The sequence below is a fragment of the Arsukibacterium tuosuense genome (assembly GCF_900215315.1).
GTDB lineage: Bacteria > Pseudomonadota > Gammaproteobacteria > Enterobacterales > Alteromonadaceae > Alishewanella > Alishewanella tuosuense.
On sequence record NZ_OBEB01000002.1, the window covers coordinates 468,851 to 490,047 of the forward strand.

Consider the following 21,197-nt stretch of genomic DNA (forward strand, 5'->3'; position numbering starts at 1 on the left):
TAATCAACTCAGCGCTTTTTCGGGATCCAGGCCCAGGTCATGCTGGCATTCACCGGCTCAACCCCGGCGCTGTCGGTGATGGTTACTGCTACTGTCACTTCGCCTTTATCATCGTTATGCATCGCTGCTATCTGCTCGTCGGTCAGGGTCGCCACCGCCGTTAAATCGCCGCTTGAGCGTTTAATATAATCAATTTGCATTTGTTTTAGCAGCGGTAACTTGCTGTCGGGCAGGTGAATGCCGACTAAAAAGCCGGTGGCTGATTCGGCCAGTAGGCCGGTAGCGGCCGCATGCACTGAACCGATGTGATTCTGGGCCTTTTTGCGGTTTTTCAACCGCAGTACCGAGCGGCTACCTTTTAGCTCCAGCACTTCCACCCCAGCGGTGCCGGCAAACTTAATCACCCGGCCAAATACCGTGCTTAACGCAAAAGCCTGCAATGCCGCAGGCAGCTGATAACACTTACTGACGATACGTTGCAGCTTGTTCGGTTTGGTTGCCGTTTGCTGTTGCGACTGGGCTTGGCTCATAGTGGTCTGACCTGGCGATTATTTTGCTTACTATGCCCTCGCGAAACTGCAATTGCAAGCAGCCGCTGCTGTAACCAGAGATAGCTAACACCACAGCTCACTCACCGGGGTATCCGGGCTATAGCGGTGGCTTAGCTGCGCCTGAAATAGTTCGGCACTGGCGATGGCGTCTGTTACTGCATGATGTGGCCGGTAAGGCGGCAACTGATAACGGCTGCGGCTGGCATCCAGCCGGATAGAAACCTGCTGGCGCCGGCGCAGTTTATCCCACCAGCTAAGTGGCCTGGCACGGTGCAGGCGGGCTTCCAGCTCCAGGGTATCGATTACCGGAAATAAAATACTCTCACCTAACCTGACTTTTACACTGGCAGCCAGAAAGTTGCGTTCAATCTGGCGGTAGTGTACCACTGCTACTTTTCCTGCCAGCAATGGCAGCAGTTCCGGCAATACGGCACTGAGGTCGGGCGCATTGCTTACTTCAGAATGGGTGATCCGGTGCACAGTAACTGAATTGTCAGTCAGGGCAAAGCGGGGTTTCAGCAACCATTGGCGGGCTTGCGAACTGAAAATTCGCTGCAGATTAAAAGGCACCAGGCCAATACTGACAATGCCGTTGTCTTCTGCACTTAAGCCGGTGGTTTCAAAGTCGATGGCAACCAGCGGTACCTGGCTGATTGGTGTGCTGGCCGCTATCATACCGTTACTATAAAACTGCTGTAGCAGCGGATGTTTAGCTATGGCAGCTTGCTGTTGATAGTACTGCTGCCAGTCAGTACTGGTACTATCCTGTTTAGTCTGGTCAGCCTGGTCGGGTCCGAGATAAAGCATGTTTACCTCAGGCTTTAAAATGAAACTTCAGGAATTTCTGCGCGTTGCTCAGCACCTGAAAGGCTTCTTTTAAGTGCTTGCGTTCAAATTCCGACAGCTGCTCGGGCAGGACATTGTTATCGGGCTCCTCGCCGTTTCTAAGGGCCGCCGCCTGATGCCGAATGCGGGTCATGGCGATGACTTCAAACGCATCACGTAAATCTTCAGCCCGGCCTTTGGGCAACACTTTGGCGGCAATAATCTGCTGTAAGCGGCTGAATGAGTTGCTTTCGGTTGAGCCAATAGCCAATGCATGAATGCGGATTAAATCGACAAAGGGAGCGGTGCCGCGGCGCTTTATATTTAAAATATTGTTTTGCTTGCCGTCCTGCTCCATGACGAAGTCTTTAAAAAAACCCAGCGGTGGCGTGCGGCTAAGCGCGTTGCGGGTCATGCTGGCTAAAAACAGCGGTTGTTTTTGGGCCAGCTTACTGACCAACTGCTGTAATTGTTCAGCCCATTTGAGCTCGCCCCATACGCCATCCAGATCAAAAAAAATGGAGCTGTGCAGTAAACGTTCAGCTGAGGGTTGGCTAATCCAGTTCTGAAAATACTGCTGCCAAACGTGCAATGGCTGACGCCACTCAGGATTAGTAGCCATTATCTTACCGGTGCAATAGGTATAACCACAGGCGGCCAGACCATCGGAGACAAAGCTGGCCAGTTGTTTAAAATAATCGTCGTGTAACCTGGGGTCAAAGCGGTTGTCCAGGATCAGAGCATTGTCCTGATCGGTCAGCACAAGCTGCTCGTCGCGGGCCATAGAGCCCAGCGCCAGAAAACAATAGGGTACCGGCGGCGGTCCCAGCTCAGCTTCAGCTAACTCCAGTAGTCGTTGTTTAAAGCTGCGGCCAATGGCTGCCATCGCGCTGCCAATCATTTGCGAATTGGCATCTTCGTTTACCATTCGCACGAAGCAGGCATGCACATCCGGTACCAGTGCCTGCAGTTCATCGACGGTTTGCTGGCGGAAAATACGGCTAACCACATACAGGCTGCTTTGTGATTCGAAACGGATAATATCGGAAATGGCTATTACGCCAACCGGTTGTTGCCGTTTTAACACCGGTAGATGATGCAGATTATGGCGTAGCATCAGCATCATCGCTTCAAAAATATACTGTTGCTGTTCAATGGTTACCGGGTTGGCCGACATGATATCGGTGACCGGAATTTCTGACTTTAAACCCGGTGCCACTAACCGGCTACGGATATCTTTATCGGTAATAATGCCGGCCAGGTGCTGCTCCGTATCTAAAATAAGTAAGGAGGAGACACTTTGTTCGGTCATCAGCTGTGCAGCCTGCCAGACACTGGCATCGCTGCCGATGGTCACCGGTTCCCGGCTAAGCAGAGTGCTTACCGTGGCGCCGAGTAAATCGGCCCGAGCCTGGCTGCTGGCCTTACTGGTTTTACGCCGCTCACTGTCGCCAACCTGGACATAGTCTGCAAAAAATTCATTGTCATCAAACAGCTGTTGAAATATTTCATCCGGAATAAAATAAATAAGGGTATCTTCCAGCGCTGTCGCCGGAAAGCGCACTTTGGCTCCGCGCAATAAACCTTGCTCACCAAAAAAGCCGCCTTCGCTCATCCGGTTGTATAAATCACCATTGCGCCGATAGGTTTCCACCGCGCCACTGCGGATCAGATGCAGGGCCTGCAATGGCTCGTTAAAACGTAAGATCTCGCTGCCTGCTTTGAAATAGCCGATATCAATACTAAGCGCCACTTGTTGTAGTTGCTCAGCTGGCAATTCCTGAAACGGCGGGTGCCGCTTCAGAAACTCCAGGATTTCAATCTGCTCAATTTCCATGGCTGCTGAACCTAGTTGCCACGGGGTTCAGACATCAGGCCTTTTACCACCGCCACACAGGAGGCCAGCAGCACTATGGTAAAGGGAAAACCGGTCGACACTGCCATCGCCTGTAATGCGACCAGACCCCCTCCCAGAATAAGCGCTATCGCAACCAGGCCCTCAAAGGTACACCAGAATACCCGCTGTGGTGTTGGTGCATTGACCTTACCGCCGGCGGCAATAGTATCGATAACCAACGAACCGGAATCTGATGAGGTCACAAAAAACACCACTACCAGGATAATAGCAATAAACGACGTAATACCTGCCAGTGGCAGGGCATCCAGCATACTGAATAACTGCAGCGGCAGGGCGGCCTCAACCGCGGCCATATAACTGTCCTGCACGACCTGGCTAATGGCAGTGCCGCCGAAAACGGTCATCCATAACACGCAGGCCAGTGACGGAATCAGCAGAACCGAGATTAAAAACTCCCTTACGGTGCGGCCGCGCGAGACCCGGGCGATAAACATCCCAACAAATGGCGACCAGCTAATCCACCAGGCCCAGTAAAAGGCAGTCCAGCCCTGGGAAAAGTTAGCATCTTCCCGGCCAAATGGGTTGGCCAGCGCCGGTAAATGCTGAAAATAGGCACCCAGGTTAGCAAAAAAGCCTGTCATAATTGCCAGGGTAGGACCAACGATAATGACAAACAGCAACAGTAACGCTGCCAGAGTCATATTAATTTCTGATAAACGTTTAACACCTGCTTCCAGACCAGCCAGCACAGAAAGCAGCGCTATCATGGTAATGCCGATAACCAGCAGAATTTGGGTCGTGACGCCTTCCGGCCAGTTGAACAGGTAGTTTAAACCGGCACTGGCCTGCGATGCACCCAGGCCAAGCGAGGTGGCAAGGCCAAACAACGTAGCAAATACCGCCAGAATATCAATAATGTGCCCGGGCCAGCCCCAGACGCGCTCGCCTAATAGTGGATAAAAAACGGAGCGAATAGTCAGCGGCAAGCCTTTATTGAACGAGAACAACGCCAGGCCCAGCGCCAAAATAGCGTAAATCGCCCAGGGGTGCAGGGCCCAGTGGTAAATAGTCGCTGCCATACCCAGCCTTTCGGCTGCTAATGCATCGCCAGCGGCACCAGCCAGCGGCGCCCAGTCGGTTCTTACGCCGTCCACCACGGTGGTGCCGGCAAAGGCGCTGTTAAAATGCGATAACGGCTCTGACACGCCGTAAAACATCAGGCCGATGCCCATACCGGCGGCAAACAGCATCGAAAACCAGCCAACATAACTGAAATCCGGGGTCGCTTCAGTGCCGCCGAGGCGCACCTTACCCAGTGGAGAGACAATTAAGCCCAGACACAGCAGCACAAAAATATTGGCGGCACTGATAAAAAACCAGTCCAGATTGCTGGTAAGCCAGCCGCGCATATCGCTAAACAATAATGCCGCCTGGCTTTGAAAGATTAGGGTTAATAGCACAAAAGCAATAATGCTCAGACCGGAGATTAAGAACACCCGGTTATGAATATCCAGGCCAAAGGGGCCCACTTTTACGACTATGTTGTCCTGGCCAACCTGATAATCGGTATCTATCGGATTAACTTTGCCATCTGGGATCATCGGATCCTTTTCAGTTGTCATTATTATGTCCTTATTGTTATTTTAAAAATAATAGCCAATATTAATATTGAAGCGCCGTTCGGTTTCACTGCTGTCGCCGCTGGCGCTGCCGCCAACAAAGGGTTGGTTTTTAGCATGAACTAAATCGAAATAGGTAAACAGACCACCCGCTGCCACAGAGAAGCCGGTAATGTTCATCATGGTGTCGCGGCTGCCATCAGACTTGTCGTACACCAGGCCATAGTTGTTATAAAACTGCAGGCCGGTCACCGGACCCCATTCCACCGGCATACTGTAGGCCAGGTTTACGGTAGCTGAGGTGGCCTCGGCGGCAATTGAATCATAAAATGCGTAGGCACCAACGGCCATCCGGTCTGCGCCATTGTCAACGTCGTACTGATACTTGGTGTATTGCAGTTGCAGGTTCCAGTTGTGGTAGTGACTATTGCTGTGCACTGCCCAGGCATGGTAATCACCGGCGCGGGTCTGACCGTTATGCAGCCCGCCCGCTAACGCCGATACACCCAGCTCGGTTTTCAACTCGCCCTGACTGACATGGTAACCAAAACGACCGCTCAGGGTATTGTATTCACCCAACGGTTGGGCCGGGTCGTCATAAATGCCATCACCGGGAAGGCGGGCACCAACAATATCATACGAATAGCGGTCAGCCCGGCTGCCAACGTAACCATCTACCCCGCCGAGTTCATCGTTTTTAAAGAAACCTAAATCCAGTTGCCAGTTATCACTCAGTTGGCGCTTAAATAAGATGCCTAAATCGTGATCATCTTCCAGCCCGATATAATAGTTAGTACTGAAAAACCAGTTGTGGGAGTTATAAGGCCAGTTGCCAAAAGGTACCTGAGTAATGCCGGCCTGCACCTGCCAGTCATCAGTAAACTGATAGCCGACATAGGCATATTTCACCGCGGTCATATAGTCGAAAAAGCGAATTTCAGCGTTTAGCAATACGTCACCGATACTGCCGTTTAAATTAAGCCGGAAAATATCAAACGCAAAATCGCCAGTACGGTCTTTATTGCCATCACTGTAAGAGGTATGGCTGTAATTGGTGCGGATGGCACCGCCCAGTTTAATACCGTCTTCGCTTACTGGTGCAGACTGTTCAGCCGATTCATTTGCCGCCAACTCAAGCTGCTGGTTGCTGAGCTCAGCCTGAGTTTCTTCTTGCTCTGCCAACCGGGCTTCCAGCGCGGCAATCTGCGCTTTCAGCTGGCTGAGTTGTTGTTTAATTTCGTCTGTTTCGGCAGGTGTTGCGGCGAAGGATGCTGGCGTAACTAAATATCCAGCGGCAGCGATCAGGGCGATTCTGCAGTGGGTTTTCATAAGCGGGCCTTATAGTTAGCGGAAAAACAGGTAACGCAGTCGGAATAAGAATAGTCTAATTAGCCGGTTATACCAAATCCAATGGTAACATAAAGGTTGCAGACACTGCTTCTATAACAATGATTTAGCTTAGAAGCAGGCGTAAATTAAAAGATATTGGCTGACAGATAGCGATCACCGCGGTCGCAAATTATCGCCACTATTACCGCATTGTCATGCTGTTCAGCCAGGGCAACTGCAGCATGTACCGCACCGCCGGAACTGACTCCGGCAAAAATGCCTTCTTCTTTAGCCAGACGGCGCATTGCAGTAAGTGCATCGTCCTGACTGATATCGATAATCCTGTCCACCCGGCTTTTATCAAAAAAGCCCGGCAGGTAAGCCTCAGGCCAGCGCCGGATGCCCGGAATGCTGGCCCCCTCGGCCGGTTGCAGGCCAATAATCTGAATAGCCGGTTTTTGCTGCTTTAAGTAGCGCGACACCCCCATAATGGTGCCGGTGGTACCCATACTGCTGACAAAATGGGTCACCTGCTGCTGGCTTTGCTGCCAGATCTCCGGCCCGGTACTGGCATAATGTGCTGCCGGGTTGTCGGGGTTATTAAACTGATCCAGTACTATGCCCAAACCATCGGCTTGCATCTGCAGCGCTAAATCACGGGCGCCTTCCATGCCTTGCTCTTTTGTCACTAAAATCAGCTCAGCGCCATAAGCGCGCATTGAACTTTTACGCTCTTCGGTGGCATTGTCAGGCATGACCAATGTCATGGCGTAGCCTTTAATCGCTGCTGCCATCGCCAGGGCGATGCCGGTATTGCCACTGGTGGCTTCTATAATCCGCTCACCGGGTTTTATAGTCCCGCGCCGCTCGGCCTGGACAATCATATTCAGCGCCGGCCGGTCTTTAACCGAGCCCGCCGGGTTATCGCCTTCAAGTTTCAGCAGCACCGTACTGTTAGTATGGGCCGCCATCCGCTGCAATTTCACCAGCCGGGTGTTGCCAACAGCATGCTCAATAGTGGGAAATGTCATGGTAAAACCGCCAGCCTTGTTACATCACAGTGGCACTAAGTTTAACCCAAAGCTGGCCAGCTGTTAATGGCTAAGCCTGAGCAGGTTGTCGCAGATAACCGCTGCGGCAATGCCGACATTCAGCGATTCAGCGCCGCCAAAGGCCGGAATGGTAATCTGGCGGCTGACTAGCTGGCCAATATCGTTGCTGATGCCATTGGCTTCATTACCCAGCACAATATAACCACCGGCGGCCTCTAGCTTAAGCTGATGAACATTTTCCCCGCCCAGATAAGCGCCGTATACCGGCAGGCTGGCATGGGCCAGGGCGTCGGCCAGTGGCAGGTAATGTAATTGCACCCGCAGGAATGAGCCTTTGGCGGCGGCTATAACTTTGGGGTTGTAGCAATCAGCGGTATCGGGCGAGCACAGAATATGCTCGATGCCATACCAGTCGGCGATGCGGATAATAGTGCCGAGGTTGCCCGGGTCATTGATGTTATCCAGCACCAGGGTCCAGCTGTGCGCTTTTGCGCTAAATAGCGGCCACTGGGGCATTGCCACTACTGCCAGTGCGGCATCATTACTACTATAAGTACCATTTTTTACCAGTTCGTCACTGCTGCATGGCTGCAGCATTGCAGCAGCTTTCACCGCCAGGCTGTGCTGCTGGATAAAAGCATCGGTGGCAAATAATGCCGGCACTGTCCAGCCTGAGGCTAAGACTTCCAGCACCGCTTTTTCGCCTTCGACAAAAAACAACTGCTCGGCTTTACGGTACTTTTTCAGGTGCAGCGATTTAATCAGCTTGGCCCATTTGATACTTATCATGCTGTTGGCTTTGGTCGGTGAATATTACGGCTATTTTAACCAGACTTTGCTGTGCTGTCTGATTTTATCGGCGATAAATTATTGAGCTTGGCCTTGAGTGTGACACTGAACGTCTCCAGATATGTAGCAGAAGCATGCAACCATTCGACGCGGGCAGGGTCTGTAAAGACAGTCCCGACTCAGTGTCATTTAACAGGAGTAGTCTATGCAAGTTCAAATTAACAGTGACCGTAATATTCAGGCCGACGAGCGGCTGGCAGAATTTGTGCGCGAGACACTACACACTAAATTAAGCCGGTTTGCCGACCACGTAACCCGGATTGAAGTGCATTTAAGCGATGAGAATGGCAATACCAAGCACGCCGGCAACGATAAGCGCTGCTTATTAGAAGCCCGGCCGGAAGGAATGGAACCGATAGCGATTACTGAGCATGCCGCGACGGTGGGCCAGGCCGTATCCGGTGCCGCGGATAAACTGCAACGCAAATTAAGTTCGGCTGTAGGTAAGCTGCGCGACAAGCACACCCGGGCCGGTAGCCCGGATTTCTCTGAACCAGAACCTGAAATTATCGAGCCTGAACAGGTTTAACCGGCCTGCATTACCGATAAAAACGGCGCCCTGGGCGCCGTTTTTATTAGCTTTTATGGTTGGCCGTTGCGCTTATATTTTTGCTGGCCATGCACCCAGGTTTGCTCAGGCAGTACCTGCCATAACTGGCTGGGATCAATATTAAAGATATCCTGATCAACCAGAATAAAGTCAGCCCAGCTACCCGGGGCCAGGGTGCCAAGGGTGTCTTCCTGAAAGGCACCGTAGGCAGCATCGACGGTAAATGAGCGCAATGCTTCTGTCAGTGTCAGACGTTGCTCTGGCAGCCAGCCACCTTCAGGTTGATTTTGTTGATCCTGGCGGGTAACTGAGGCGTGTAAGCCATGAAACGGATTGGCCAGTTCTACCGGGAAATCAGAGCCACCGACAATAATGCTGCCCTGGTCGATAAAGCTACGCCAGGCATAGGCGCCCCGTAAGCGAGCAACACCCAGCCGGTCACCCGCCATATTTTTATCAGAGGTCGCATGCACCGCCTGCATCGATGGCAGTACATTTAACGTTTTAAAACGCGGTATATCGTTCGGCGCCACTATCTGGGCATGTTCTATCCGGTGGCGGCCTGCCAGCCGCTGTTCAGGGGTGGCCAGTTGTTCAAACCGATCTAACGCCAGCCGGTTGGCACGGTCACCAATGGCATGCACATTAGCCTGAAACCCCGCGTTCATTGTCAGCTGCATAATCTGAGTTAATGCATCAGGCTGGGTGACCAGTAAGCCGGTCTGGCCGGGCTGATCGCTGTAATCTGCCAGCAGGGCGGCACCGCGACTGCCCAGCGCACCGTCGCCATAAATTTTAACCGAGCGGATATCCAGCCAGTCTTGTGGATCGTCGACAATGCCCTGCTCCAGCCAGCGGCCCAGTTCCGGATCTTTCGCTGACAACATGGCATACAAGCGCAGTGGTAGCTGACTGGTGTCAGCCAGTTGCTGATAAATATCAGCCAGCCCGGTATCGACTCCCGCATCGTGCACGCTGGTAATACCCAATGCCAGCAAATGCTCAAATGCCAGCTGCAACGCAGCGGTTTTATCATCACTGGTCGGCGCCGGGATTTGTCGTTGCACCAGTTGCATCGCATTGTCGATTAACACGCCGGTTGGGTTACCCTCGGCGTCACGTATAATTTCGCCGCCAGGCGGGTCCAGGGTATCCTTGCTGATGCCGGCTGCTGCCAGCGCTTTGCTGTTAGCCCAACCGGCGTGGGCATCTATCCTAACCAGCCAGACCGGCCGGTCAGCAATGGCTTCGTCCAGTAAACTTTTATCCGGGAACGCTTTATTGTCCCACAGCACCTGGTTCCAGCCGCGGCCAATAACCCAGGGCGCCTGTGGCTGACTGGCAGCAAAGCGGGAGACCTCTGCTACGGTAGCCTGCTCACTGGCTATGCCGCGTAAATCGGCCTGGTTTAAGTACTCACCCAGCCCCAGCATATGGCCATGCCCGTCAATTAAACCGGGTAGCATTGTTTTACCGGCACCATCCACCTTACGGGCACTGGCATATTGTTGCAGCAGGGCCTCATTACCGCGGGCCAGCACTTTGCCGCTGGCATCATCAAACGCCATTACGGTAAAGGGCACCAGCTGCCGTTCAGCGTTAAAACCATAACCGTTAATGTTATGGATTAGCACCGGATCAGCAGTAACAGCACCACTGACCAGTAAGCTGGAGAACAGGCTGGCAAGCAGCAGAGAAGTACGTTGTTTCATCGAAAACCTTTAATGTTGTCAATAAGCTGGCGATAACTATAGCAGCAATAAGCCTGGCGGGACATGCACCGCGGCTGGCAGGCGATTAGTTGCGACAAAAGCCGGTTGGCTGAAACATCCGCTTACTGATTACTGGTAAGTCGTACCGGATCGAGTAACTCTTGCAGCTGTTCTTTAGTTAAATCGGTATGTTCCAGCGCTACATCCAGCACGGGTCGTTGTTGCTGATAGGCCTGCTTGGCAATAGCTGCCGCTTTTTCATAGCCTATTACCGGGTTTAACGCTGTTACCAGAATTGGGTTTTTATCCAGAGAGCGGTCAATATTCGGCTGGTTCACTGTAAAGCCGCTGATCGCTTTATCAGCCAGGGCAATACAGCCATTACTCAGTAGCTCGATACTTTGCAGCAGGTTATAACCAATCACAGGCAGCATCACATTCAGTTCAAAATTACCTGACTGGCCGGCAACGGTAATAGTGGTGTCGTTACCTATTACCTGGGCGCTTAGCATGGCAACGGCTTCCGGAATAACCGGGTTTACTTTGCCGGGCATAATTGACGAGCCAGGCTGCAGCGCCGGCAGTTCAATTTCGGCCAAACCGGCCAGCGGGCCTGAGTTCATCCAGCGTAGGTCATTACTTATTTTCAGCAGGGCCACGGCCAGGGTTTTTAATGCGCCAGAGCAAGCTACTGACACATCCTGCGAGCCGATATTAAAAAAGAAATCGTTGCTGGAACTTAGCTGCAGGCCGGTATCCGTGCTCAGGTGACGGGCAAAGCAGCTGGCAAATTCCGGGTGAGTATTAACGCCGCTACCTACAGCCGTGCCACCCTGAGCCAGCTGCTGTAAACGCGGTAGTTGCTGTTGCAACAGCTGCTCTGCGTGAGCCAGCTGACTTTGCCAGCCCCCCAGCACCTGTTCAAACCTGACTGGCATGGCATCCATTAAATGGGTACGGCCGGTTTTTACAATGTTGCCAATTTGCTGGCTTTTTACCACTAACACAGCCTGAATATGGCGCAAGGCCGGAATGAGCTGATTATTGATTGCCAGGGCACTGCTCAACTGGATAGCGGTCGGGATAACATCATTGCTGCTCTGGCCGGCGTTGACATGGTCATTAGGGTGCACCTGCTGACCCAGCTGCTTGCTGGCCAGGGTGGCAAGCACTTCATTAACATTCATATTGCTGCTGGTGCCGGAGCCGGTCTGAAACACATCAACCGGATAATGTTCCAGCTCTGTGTTAGCAAGCTGTTGCTCCGTAGCATAAATAATGGCACCGGCTATTGCCGGGTCTAACTCGCCCAGCTCACTGTTAGCGGTTGCAGCGGCTTTTTTGATGCGCAGAATAGCCTGAATAAAAGCCCGCGGCAGGGTAAGCGGGCTTAACTTGAAGTTGTCAACGGCGCGCTGCGTCTGGGCCTGATACAGCGCGTTTGCGGGCACTTGCAATTCGCCCATGCTGTCATGTTCAATCCGGGTTGCCATTGCAGGCTCCTTTTCCTTATTAATATTAAGGCTGAACCTATAGCATGGGATCCTTTTCGCTGCTTCTCAAGGCAGCGAGCTCAAAGTTAGTACTTTGCCGCCTGGCCCTCTGCAGGTAGCGCATTTAAAATAAACTCGCGCAAATCGTCATTTGATTTCTTTAAGTCTTCGGCGCGTAAGTACATCATATGGCCGCTGCGATAGCCTTTGAAGCTCATCCGGTCTTTCATTTTGCCGCTTGGATCCAGCTGCCACATATTGTATTTGGCATCGAAATAATTGGTGGCACCGTCATAGTAGCCTGACTGGGTCAGTACCTGCAGGTACGGGTTCTGGGCCATGGCCTGGCGCAGGTTTTCACCGGTGTTATCGTTACTTCTATCCCACGGGTGCACTGGCCCGAACATATTGTATTTTACATCGGTTTTGTAGTTCAGCTCGTTACGCAGGTAATGGTTAATTGCCGGCGTAAACGAGTGCAGCCAGGAGGTCAGCTCAGCCCAGTAATCGGGGCGTTCGCCCACATCGTTTTTATCCAGCCCCAGATAGCGGGAATCGAGCCGGCCCACTGTCTGGCCACGATCGCGTAGCAGCTCTTTCCAGTAATAACTGGTGCTGATATCCAGATTGCTGCGCAGCACATTTTGCACGCTGATCCCCGAGTAACGGCTAACCTGCTCGGCAATCCGCTGTTTTTCCTCACTGCTAATCATATTGCCTTTGGCCAGCGCTGGCAGGTACTGATTAATGGTAAATTCTTCTACTTCTGGCAGAATGTCGTAAAGATCTTTTTGTTGTAAATCGGCGGCCAGTTTCTGATGATACCAGGCGGTGGCGGCAAAATAAGGCAGGCGGTTGGCCGCTTTTACCGGACCATCACGACTGATACCAATATCAGTAGGTGATACCAGCACCACACCATTTAAGTACATCCACTGCTGGTTTTGCAGCGCCAGCGCCAGGCCGGAGACCCGGGTAGTGCCATAGCTCTCACCAATTAAAAACTTCGGAGAACTCCAGCGTTCATAGCGGCTGACAAAGCTGTTAATCCACTCTGCCAGGTAGGTAACATCAGCGTTGGTGCCAAAAAACATTTTTTGTTGCTGATCTTTGCCGGGCATTTTGCCCTCTTTATCTGGCAGCACCCGTGAATAGCCGGTATTGACCGGGTTAACAAACACAATATCGGCTACGTCCAAAACTGAATGCGGGTTGGTTTTAACGCCATATGGCTGCACCGGATAACCTTCGTCATCAACATTGAGGGTTTTAGGGCCGGTATAGGCAACATGCATCCAGACCGACGCAGAACCCGGACCACCGTTAAACGAAATCAACAGCGGCCGTTTTGCCGTGTCTTTAATATCAGTGCGCTGATAATAGGTATAAAACAGGGTGGCAGTAGGGTTACCCTCGCTGTCCCACACAGGCTGGGTGCCGGTATGTGCTTTGTAGTTAACTCTTTTGCCATTGATTTCGGTGCGGTGTTCGGTGGTGACCACCGAGTCAGCTTCAATTTGAATTTGCTCAGCAGCATGCAGGTGCCAGCTAGCCATTAACAGGGCGGCAAAAAGGCCGCTGATTTTGATAAAACGCAGCATAAACAGCTCTCTTGTTTGGAATTACAGGGTTACTGTAACGCCAAAATCACCTGTTGCGAAGTCGCGATGCGACTGACTGCAGTTTTACAGGATAATCCGGCAGCAAGCTTGATGAAAATACGAATACTTATTAATTGTATAGCTATGATTTTACAAGTATTTTTGCTTAAATTAACCTGATGGCCTATGCTATGAGCATTGATTCTGTTTACCGGAGCCGCATTATGCAAGGCAACCCCAAAGTACTTAGTAAATTAAATGAAGTACTTACCTTTGAGCTAACCTCAATAAATCAGTATTTTCTGCATGCCCGTATCTATAAAAACTGGGGCCTGCAAGCGCTGAATGACGTGTGCTATAAAAAGTCGATTAAAGATATGAAGCAGGCCGACGAGCTGATTGAGCGGATTTTAATGCTGGAAGGCTTACCGAATTTACAGGCTCTGGGTAAATTGCGGATTGGCGAAGATACCGAAGAAATGCTGCAGTGCGATATGGATTTTCAGTACGAACAGCTACCCTTATTGCGCGAAGCCATTGCCTTGTGCGAAACCGAACAAGATTATGTCAGCCGCGATATATTGACTGACATACTGGAATACGAAGAAGAGCACATCGACTGGCTGGAAACCCAGCAACATCAAATTAGCGTAATGGGGCTGGCGAATTACCTGCAAGCTCAGGTTGGAGGCCAGTAATTATGAAAGGTAATCAACAGGTAATATCAGCACTAAACGAATTATTAGCCAACGAACTGGCGGCAATGGACCAGTACTTTATTCATTCGCGGATGTATCACGACTGGGGCCTGCACAAGTTATTTCAGCGGATTGATCATGAATTCGATGACGAAAAGGGCCATGCTTCTAAGCTGATTGAACGAATTCTGTTTTTGGAAGGTACGCCTGATTTAAAGAACCGCGACGCCATTCATGTTGGTAAAGACGTACCGGCGATGTTGCAGAATGATTTAAACGTAGAATATACCGTGGCAAAACTGCTGAAAAAAACCATGGCATTATGCGAGAAAGAGCAGGACTACGTCAGTCGCGATATGTTACAGCAGTTACTGGATGATACAGAAAACGACCACGCGCACTGGCTGGAACAGCAGCTGCGGCTGATTAAGATGCTCGGTCTGGAAAACTACCTGCAGTCGCAAATGTAGTCGCGTTTTAACAACGAATATCCAGAAAGCCGGCAGCTATTATTGCCGGCTTTTTTATTACACTCGCTTACACTTTATTAAGCTGCATATTTTGGCCTGTCCCGTGGCTTTATGTTAATTTCCAGACATGATTTTTTACTGAGCATCAATCTATGTATAGAAATGTAGTCACTATGCTACTGGCCGCCAGTTGTGTCAGTAGTTTCTGGCTTAACGCCAACGATCTTGACCTTAACGTGCCGCCGGTCGCGGTGCAGCAACCTTATACGGTAAGTTCACCACATGGTGACCGGCAAGACCCTTACTACTGGCTGCGTGATGACAGCCGTACCTCACCGACTGTGCTGGATTATCTGCACCGCGAAAACGATTATTTTGCGGCCTATGCCAAAGCCTATCAGCCATTAACAGACAAACTGACCGACGAGATTATTGGCCGGATTAAACAGGACGATAGCTCGGTTCCGTATACCAAAGGTGACTACAGCTATTACAGCCGTTATGAAACCGGTAAGGAATACCCTATTTATGCCCGTAAATCGTTAGAGGATGGCACCGAGCAGGTGATGCTGGACGTAAATCAGCTGGCTGCAGATAAAGATTATTACCGGGTAGCAAACTGGCAGGTCAGCCCGGATCAGAACCTGCTGGCCTATCTGGAAGATAGCAGCGGCCGGCGCCAATACACGTTGAAAGTTCGTGATTTACGCACCGGTCAGGATTTAGCAGATCAGTTAACCGGCTTATCCGGCAGCCTGGCGTGGGCGGCAGATAACCAAACCCTGTATGTGATTCAGAACGACCCGGTGACACTGTTAAGCACCACGGTATTGCAACATAAACTCGGTAATTCACCAGCGCAGGCGAAAGCGGTTTATCAGGAGCCTGATAACAGCTTTTATTTAAGCCTTGGTAACAGCCAGGATGATAGCTATGTGATGATCACCTCTGAAAGCACGGTGTCGACAGAAATCCGGGTGCAACCTAGCAATCAGCCACAAACAGAATTTAAAGTACTGGCACCGCGTCAGCGCGACTTTCAGTACAGTGCTGAGCATCATCAGGGCCGCTGGGTTATAAAAACGGACTGGCAGGCAGCAAACTTCCGCTTAATGACTGTCGCCGCTGATAAAATTGGTGACCGTCAGCATTGGCAGCCCCTGTTGGCGCATGATGAACAGGTATTTATTGAGGACTTTACTGCCTTTGCTAACTACCTGGCAATCAGTGAGCGTAGCAACGGTCTGCGCCGCATTAAAATTATGCCGTGGCAAGCGCCGGACAAAGCTTTTTATATTGCCTCCGATGAAGCCGCTTATGTCACCCGTTTTGAGAAAAATCCGGAGCAAAACACCGACTGGCTGCGCTACAGCTATACCTCGCTGACCACACCGAACTCGGTGTATAAACTGAATATGCAAACCGGCGAGAAGCAGCTATTGAAGCAAACTGAAGTGCTGGGTGATTTTGCGCAAAGCAACTATGTTACTGAGCGGGTCTGGGCCACGGCGGCAGATGGCGCCAAAATACCGGTGTCATTGCTGTATCGCAAAGGGCTGCAACGTGATGGCACCGCGCCACTGTATCAGTATGCTTATGGCTCTTATGGCAGCTCGTCCGATCCATCATTTCGCTCGACGGTATTTTCGCTGGTAGACCGGGGCTTTGTCTATGCCATTGCTCACATTCGTGGTGGTCAGGAAATGGGCCGGCACTGGTATGAAGACGGCAAACTACTTAACAAAGTCAATACCTTCACCGACTACATTGCGGTAACCGATCACCTGGTTGCTAATAACTATGTGGCGAAAGATAAAGTATTTGGTATGGGCGGCAGTGCCGGTGGCCTGTTGATGGGGGCCGTTGCCAATATGGCACCGCAGAAATACCGGGCGCTGATAGCTCACGTGCCCTTCGTCGATGTGGTCACCACCATGTTGGACGAATCCATTCCGCTTACCACCAACGAGTTTGACGAATGGGGTAATCCAAAGGAAAAAGCGTATTACGATTATATGCTGGCCTATTCGCCTTATGACCAGCTAAGCAAGCAGGCTTATCCGGCCCTGTATGTGACAACAGGTTTATATGACTCGCAGGTGCAGTATTTTGAACCGGCTAAATGGGTGGCCAAATTACGGACTCATAAAACCGACCAGAACCCGCTGCTGTTCAAAACCAATATGGAGGCCGGTCACGGCGGTAAGTCAGGCCGGTTCTCGCGCCTGGCGGAGTATGCGCAGGAATATGCGTTTATCCTGAACCTGCTTGGAATTGATGAATAGGTATTTACCTTATGAAAGAAAGCCGGGCACTGCCCGGTTTTTTTATTGATGTTTATGGCATATCCTTTACAAAACACTGAATGATAATTATTATCATTCAGTGTTTTAACAGTGGTCCAGTTATACGCTATTAAAGTAATAACGTTGTGGTCAGACTTAGGGCCTATACTCAAGGCTATATACTACAAATAATTATTTGAATTTACAGGCCACCGCTTAATTAGCGTTGGCAGGAGCAGGCATGAAACAATCGTTGATGCAGCAACCCTGGCTGAGTGGCCGCAAAGTGTTTGGTGCACTGATTATATTACTGGGAGCCAGTTACGCAATCCAGCAGCTGGTGTTGTTGATGCAGCAACAACAAAATGTTCGTTACGCCTTCTATGCCGGCATGGTTGCAGCTGGCGCAACAGCTGCCGGTGCAATACCGGCACTGTTTTTACGCCGCTTATCACAAAAATTGCATGATGTAATGCTGGGCTTTGGCGCCGGCGTAATGCTCGCCGCCTGTATGTTTTCATTAATTGTGCCGGCGTTAGCCATTCTGGACAACAGTGGGGCCTCGCCATGGCGTAGTTCGGGCAGTGTGGCACTGGCTATTTTGCTGGGGGCAGCGTTAATGTTATTGGTTGAGCGGCTGGTGCCGCATCAGCATTTTATTAAAGAAGAAGATCGTTTACTGAGCTTAAAATTGCGCCGCAGCTGGTTATTTGTGTTCGCTATTATTTTGCATAATATTCCGGAAGGGCTGGCAATAGGTGCATCCTATGCCAGTGGCGATACGGCTGCTGCAACTGCGCTGGCCACAGGCATTTCAATTCAGGATATCCCGGAAGGGCTGGTAGTGGCTATGGCGCTGTTAGCCGCAGGTTACAGCCGCACTCTGGCGGTCGGCATGGCCGTGCTGTCGGGCCTGACAGAACCTGTTATGGCGGTGATTGGTGCCGCCGTGCTGGGCGATTCCAGCTTGCTGTTGCCCTGGGGGCTGGCACTGGCCGCCGGCGCCATGTTATTCGTGATCAGTCATGAAATGATCCCGGAGTCACACCGTCAGGGCCATGAGCTACCCGCGACCACCGGCCTGATGCTGGGCTTTGTGCTGATGATGTTGCTGGATACCGCGCTGGGATGAGCGCGGCAGCAGCTAACCACCCCTTTCGACACATTTTATTACAATCTGCTGGCCGGCTTTTCCGGTAGCTTGCTTGCCTATTGCTGACGTTATTTATTACATTGGGTATTACAAAATTTCACATTTACGTGAAGTGTCGAAATCTACTACAGGTGCCCTAATGAAAAAAATATTTGTTATCAGTGCGGTAGCACTGGCAGTGTTGACTGGCTGCGCCGGTGAGCGTGCTACTGTAACGCCAGAGCCACGCATTGAGCAGCAGGTGGCTGGCCAGGTACTAGTCAGCCCGAATGATGAGCGCCAGTATAAAACGCTGGTACTGCCAAATAAGCTGGAAGTGATTCTGGTATCAGATCCGACTACTGAAAAATCAGCGGCGTCACTGAGTGTTGGCGTTGGTTTATTGCAGGACCCGATGAGCCAGCAGGGCATGGCGCATTACTTAGAACATTTATTATTTATGGGCACAGAGCGCTACCCGGATCCGGCGTCTTACAACGGTTTTATGTCGCAAAATGGCGGCGCTGCCAATGCCTATACCTGGCTGGATATTACTAACTACATGTTTCAGATAAATAATCCGTCTTATGATGAGGCGTTGGATCGTTTTTCTGATTTCTTTAAAGCACCGTTATTACTGCCGGAATATACCGAGAAAGAACGAAACGCCGTTAATGCAGAATGGTCGATGCGGCGGGAAATGGACTTTTTTGGCCAGTTTAAACTATCGCGCAGCATGTTTGGTGAGCACCCGGCCAACCGGTTTTTAATCGGTAACCTGGAAACGCTCAGCGATAAAGACGGCAGTAAACTGCATGATGAAACAGTGAAGTTTTATCAGCAGTATTATTCTGCCAACACTATGAAGCTGGCGTTGTTAAGTAATTTACCGCTGGCAGAAATGGAGCTGTTAGCCCGCAAACATTTTGCTGCCATTGAAAACAAAGAAATTGCCAGGCCGGCAGTCGACGCTGAGCTGAATTATGAAGACTTCGGGGCGAAAAGGATCCATTACGTACCAAATGAAGATGTAAAACAGCTGAAGCTGGATTTCACCATCACTAATAACAATGATGAATTTGCGGTAAAACCGAATGAATTTATCACTTACCTGCTGGGTTCTGAAATGCCGGGGTCGCCGGCACAGCAGCTCAAAGCGCTGGGTTTAATTTCCTCGTTATCGGCCAGTGCCGACCCTGGCGCCTACGGTAATTATGGCAGCCTGACTATTGATATCAATTTAACTGACAGCGGTATGGCGCAGCGTGAGGCCATTATTGCCACCGTGATGCAACATCTGGAGCTGATTAAACGCGAAGGGGTAGACAGTAAATATTTCAGCGAAATTCAAACCAGCCTGGCCAACCGCTTTCGTTTTCTGGAAAAAACCGATGGTTTCGGTTACGTCTCAAACCTGGCCCACGCCATGCAGTTTGTGCCGGCCCAGCATGCGGTAAATGCACCTTATCACTATGAGCGGTTTGACGCGGCTGCAATTAACCGGGTACTGCAGCAGCTGACGCCACAAAGTCTGCGGGTTTGGTATATCAGCCAGCAGGAGCCTGCTGACAGCGAACTGCACTTCTATGATGGACGCTACAAAATTGCCGGGATAAGCGAGCAGGAAATTGCCAGCTGGCAGCAAGACCAGGTTGCGACCAACCTGCCGGCAGTTAACCGGTTACTGCCGGAAAACTTTGAATTGCGTGAGCCGGCACAGGTGGATAAACCCGAGCTGGTGGTAGAGGAACAAGGCATAAAAGCCTGGTTGTATCCCAGCCAGCAGTTTGCCAGCCAGCCCCGTGGCCGGCTGAGCATTTTTCTGAATAGCCCGGCCGCATTGCAGGATAGTAAAGCAAAAGTGATGTTTGCCCTGTGGCAGGATTTATATAACCTGGAACAAAGTGTGCTGGCAACTGAAGCCTCGGTAGCCGGGATGGATTTATCGCTGAATGACAGCAATGGTCTGCTATTAAACCTGGGCGGTTTCACTGATAAACAACCGCAATTGCTGCAGCAGGCGCTGGCGGGCTTAATGCCACAAGTAAGCGCAGAGCGGTTCAGCCAGGCGGTAGACCGTTATGTCCGGGGCATTCGCAATTTAGAGCGGCGTTTCCCGTTCCAGCAGGCGTTTATGGCGTTCAATAGCCTGTACCGGGGCGGCAACTACAATAACGAACAGTTAATTGCCAGTGCTGAACAATTAACTGCGGCAGATTTGCAGCAGTTTATGCAGCAGGTACTGGTGAATCATCAGCTGCGTATTTTCGCATTTGGTAATTACAACCAGGCCGACGTTAAGCAGTTGGTTAATACCGTCGCCGCTACGTTACCGGCAGAGCGGACAACCCTGCCTTATACCCGCAGCCCGGTATGGCAACCTGCGCCGGGTGAAGTTATCAGTCTGCAGCAGGATTTAGTGGTAGCAGATGTGGCAGTAGTGGATATGCATATTCACCCGGACCCTTCGGTAAAACAACTGGCCCGCGGCCGGCTGTTACAAAGCCATTTTTCCAATAAGGCGTTCGACACCCTGCGCACTGAAGAACAATTAGCCTATGCGGTAGGCGGGGCGGCGGTAAGTGTTGAAGACTACACTGGTTTTGGTTTGTATATTCAAACCCCTGTTAAGTCGGTAGCTGAGATGCAGCAACGGTTCGATGACTTCAAACAGCAATACTGGCAAACCTTGCAGCAGCTGGATAATGCTGACTTTGAACAGTTAAAGCAAAGCTTGCTGGTAAGCCTGAAAGAGCCACCGAAAAACCAGCAGGAAGAAATGGCGCCACTGATCAGCGACTGGTACCAGGAAAAATTTGACTTCGACAGTAAGCAAAAACTGATAGCCGAAGTGGAAAAGTTAACGCTGGTCGATGTGCAGGCATTCTATCAGCAAACTCTGTTAAACAAAGACGCCGCGCGAATTTCTGTGCAAATGCGAGGTACCGGTTTTAGTCAGCAGCCTTTTGCTGAAATCGAAGGCCAGCAGGTGATTACCGATTTAGCTGATTTTCATCGCCGGATGAAAACCCAGTAACTGGCTTTTATCCACAAAAACGCAGCTTCGGCTGCGTTTTTTTATTGCCGTAGCAAAATAGTTTGAGTAAAGACTTTAAACAGCTGTTAGCTGCTGCTGATTCTGTTATCGCAGTTCAGCGCCTGTTAAGCCTGCA

General features: G+C 50.9%; 16 protein-coding genes. 6 read left to right on the plus strand and 10 right to left on the minus strand.

Annotation, left to right across the window (positions count from 1 at the left end; all coding sequences use genetic code 11):
- Positions 1 to 8 precede the first annotated feature (8 nt).
- The 7 genes from CRO03_RS06625 to CRO03_RS06655 form a co-directional block, all read right to left on the minus strand.
- A complete protein-coding gene (locus CRO03_RS06625) occupies positions 9 to 530 on the minus strand; it encodes a DUF4442 domain-containing protein (RefSeq protein ID WP_097110821.1) in 522 nt (173 codons plus the stop codon).
- Between the two features lie 84 nt (positions 531 to 614).
- Complete coding sequence (locus CRO03_RS06630) at positions 615 to 1,358, minus strand: 3'-5' exonuclease (protein WP_097110822.1); 744 nt, start codon at positions 1,356 to 1,358, stop codon at positions 615 to 617.
- A gap of 7 nt (positions 1,359 to 1,365) precedes the next feature.
- On the minus strand, positions 1,366 to 3,213 hold the full coding sequence (locus CRO03_RS06635) for a putative nucleotidyltransferase substrate binding domain-containing protein (RefSeq protein ID WP_097110823.1): 1,848 nt from the start codon (positions 3,211 to 3,213) through the stop codon (positions 1,366 to 1,368).
- Between the two features lie 11 nt (positions 3,214 to 3,224).
- Positions 3,225 to 4,856 (minus strand): BCCT family transporter, encoded by a 1,632-nt coding sequence (locus CRO03_RS06640; RefSeq protein WP_097110824.1) that lies wholly within the window; start codon positions 4,854 to 4,856, stop codon positions 3,225 to 3,227.
- 21 nt (positions 4,857 to 4,877) lie between these two features.
- Positions 4,878 to 6,182, minus strand: a complete 1,305-nt coding sequence (locus CRO03_RS06645; RefSeq protein WP_097110825.1) for a porin — start codon at positions 6,180 to 6,182, stop codon at positions 4,878 to 4,880.
- 146 nt (positions 6,183 to 6,328) lie between these two features.
- A complete protein-coding gene (gene cysM, locus CRO03_RS06650; RefSeq protein ID WP_097110826.1) occupies positions 6,329 to 7,213 on the minus strand; it encodes a cysteine synthase CysM in 885 nt (294 codons plus the stop codon).
- Between the two features lie 63 nt (positions 7,214 to 7,276).
- Positions 7,277 to 8,023: an RNA methyltransferase gene (locus tag CRO03_RS06655; protein ID WP_097110827.1), complete on the minus strand. Its 747-nt coding sequence runs from the start codon at positions 8,021 to 8,023 to the stop codon at positions 7,277 to 7,279.
- Between the two features lie 205 nt (positions 8,024 to 8,228).
- On the opposite strand from CRO03_RS06655, the gene CRO03_RS06660 reads away from it, so the two are divergent.
- On the plus strand, positions 8,229 to 8,612 hold the full coding sequence (locus CRO03_RS06660) for an HPF/RaiA family ribosome-associated protein (RefSeq protein WP_097110828.1): 384 nt from the start codon (positions 8,229 to 8,231) through the stop codon (positions 8,610 to 8,612).
- A gap of 53 nt (positions 8,613 to 8,665) precedes the next feature.
- Here CRO03_RS06660 and CRO03_RS06665 read toward each other — a convergent pair whose 3' ends face one another.
- The 3 genes from CRO03_RS06665 to CRO03_RS06675 form a co-directional block, all read right to left on the minus strand.
- Positions 8,666 to 10,345 (minus strand): amidohydrolase, encoded by a 1,680-nt coding sequence (locus tag CRO03_RS06665; protein ID WP_097110829.1) that lies wholly within the window; start codon positions 10,343 to 10,345, stop codon positions 8,666 to 8,668.
- Positions 10,346 to 10,467: 122 nt separating this feature from the next.
- Positions 10,468 to 11,838, minus strand: coding sequence for a class II fumarate hydratase (locus CRO03_RS06670; protein WP_097110830.1), 1,371 nt, complete (start codon positions 11,836 to 11,838; stop codon positions 10,468 to 10,470).
- 86 nt (positions 11,839 to 11,924) lie between these two features.
- Complete coding sequence (locus tag CRO03_RS06675; RefSeq protein WP_097110831.1) at positions 11,925 to 13,439, minus strand: S10 family peptidase; 1,515 nt, start codon at positions 13,437 to 13,439, stop codon at positions 11,925 to 11,927.
- 224 nt (positions 13,440 to 13,663) lie between these two features.
- On the opposite strand from CRO03_RS06675, the gene bfr (CRO03_RS06680) reads away from it, so the two are divergent.
- The 5 genes from bfr (CRO03_RS06680) to CRO03_RS06700 all read left to right on the plus strand — a co-directional run bounded on the left by bfr (CRO03_RS06680) (position 13,664) and on the right by CRO03_RS06700 (position 21,061).
- On the plus strand, positions 13,664 to 14,137 hold the full coding sequence (gene bfr / locus CRO03_RS06680; RefSeq protein ID WP_097110909.1) for a bacterioferritin: 474 nt from the start codon (positions 13,664 to 13,666) through the stop codon (positions 14,135 to 14,137).
- A 2-nt stretch (positions 14,138 to 14,139) separates the two neighbouring features.
- A complete protein-coding gene (gene bfr / locus CRO03_RS06685) occupies positions 14,140 to 14,607 on the plus strand; it encodes a bacterioferritin (RefSeq protein ID WP_097110832.1) in 468 nt (155 codons plus the stop codon).
- Between the two features lie 152 nt (positions 14,608 to 14,759).
- Complete coding sequence (locus CRO03_RS06690) at positions 14,760 to 16,892, plus strand: S9 family peptidase (protein ID WP_097110833.1); 2,133 nt, start codon at positions 14,760 to 14,762, stop codon at positions 16,890 to 16,892.
- 241 nt (positions 16,893 to 17,133) lie between these two features.
- Positions 17,134 to 18,024 carry a ZIP family metal transporter gene (locus CRO03_RS06695; RefSeq protein WP_097110834.1) on the plus strand — a complete coding sequence of 297 codons (891 nt, stop codon included), beginning with the start codon at positions 17,134 to 17,136 and terminating at the stop codon, positions 18,022 to 18,024.
- A gap of 160 nt (positions 18,025 to 18,184) precedes the next feature.
- On the plus strand, positions 18,185 to 21,061 hold the full coding sequence (locus CRO03_RS06700) for an insulinase family protein (protein WP_097110835.1): 2,877 nt from the start codon (positions 18,185 to 18,187) through the stop codon (positions 21,059 to 21,061).
- Positions 21,062 to 21,197 lie beyond the last annotated feature (136 nt).

Bases quoted from the DNA above. Each gene is read 5' to 3' on its own strand.
- CRO03_RS06625 (WP_097110821.1), bottom strand. From the start codon at position 530: ATGAGCCAAGCCCAGTCGCAACAGCAAACGGCAACCAAACCGAACAAG.
- CRO03_RS06630 (WP_097110822.1), bottom strand. From the start codon at position 1,358: ATGCTTTATCTCGGACCCGACCAGGCTGACCAGACTAAACAGGATAGT.
- CRO03_RS06635 (WP_097110823.1), bottom strand. From the start codon at position 3,213: ATGGAAATTGAGCAGATTGAAATCCTGGAGTTTCTGAAGCGGCACCCG.
- CRO03_RS06640 (WP_097110824.1), bottom strand. From the start codon at position 4,856: ATGACAACTGAAAAGGATCCGATGATCCCAGATGGCAAAGTTAATCCG.
- CRO03_RS06645 (WP_097110825.1), bottom strand. From the start codon at position 6,182: ATGAAAACCCACTGCAGAATCGCCCTGATCGCTGCCGCTGGATATTTA.
- cysM (WP_097110826.1), bottom strand. From the start codon at position 7,213: ATGACATTTCCCACTATTGAGCATGCTGTTGGCAACACCCGGCTGGTG.
- CRO03_RS06655 (WP_097110827.1), bottom strand. From the start codon at position 8,023: ATGATAAGTATCAAATGGGCCAAGCTGATTAAATCGCTGCACCTGAAA.
- CRO03_RS06660 (WP_097110828.1), top strand. From the start codon at position 8,229: ATGCAAGTTCAAATTAACAGTGACCGTAATATTCAGGCCGACGAGCGG.
- CRO03_RS06665 (WP_097110829.1), bottom strand. From the start codon at position 10,345: ATGAAACAACGTACTTCTCTGCTGCTTGCCAGCCTGTTCTCCAGCTTA.
- CRO03_RS06670 (WP_097110830.1), bottom strand. From the start codon at position 11,838: ATGGCAACCCGGATTGAACATGACAGCATGGGCGAATTGCAAGTGCCC.
- CRO03_RS06675 (WP_097110831.1), bottom strand. From the start codon at position 13,439: ATGCTGCGTTTTATCAAAATCAGCGGCCTTTTTGCCGCCCTGTTAATG.
- bfr (WP_097110909.1), top strand. From the start codon at position 13,664: ATGCAAGGCAACCCCAAAGTACTTAGTAAATTAAATGAAGTACTTACC.
- bfr (WP_097110832.1), top strand. From the start codon at position 14,140: ATGAAAGGTAATCAACAGGTAATATCAGCACTAAACGAATTATTAGCC.
- CRO03_RS06690 (WP_097110833.1), top strand. From the start codon at position 14,760: ATGTATAGAAATGTAGTCACTATGCTACTGGCCGCCAGTTGTGTCAGT.
- CRO03_RS06695 (WP_097110834.1), top strand. From the start codon at position 17,134: ATGAAACAATCGTTGATGCAGCAACCCTGGCTGAGTGGCCGCAAAGTG.
- CRO03_RS06700 (WP_097110835.1), top strand. From the start codon at position 18,185: ATGAAAAAAATATTTGTTATCAGTGCGGTAGCACTGGCAGTGTTGACT.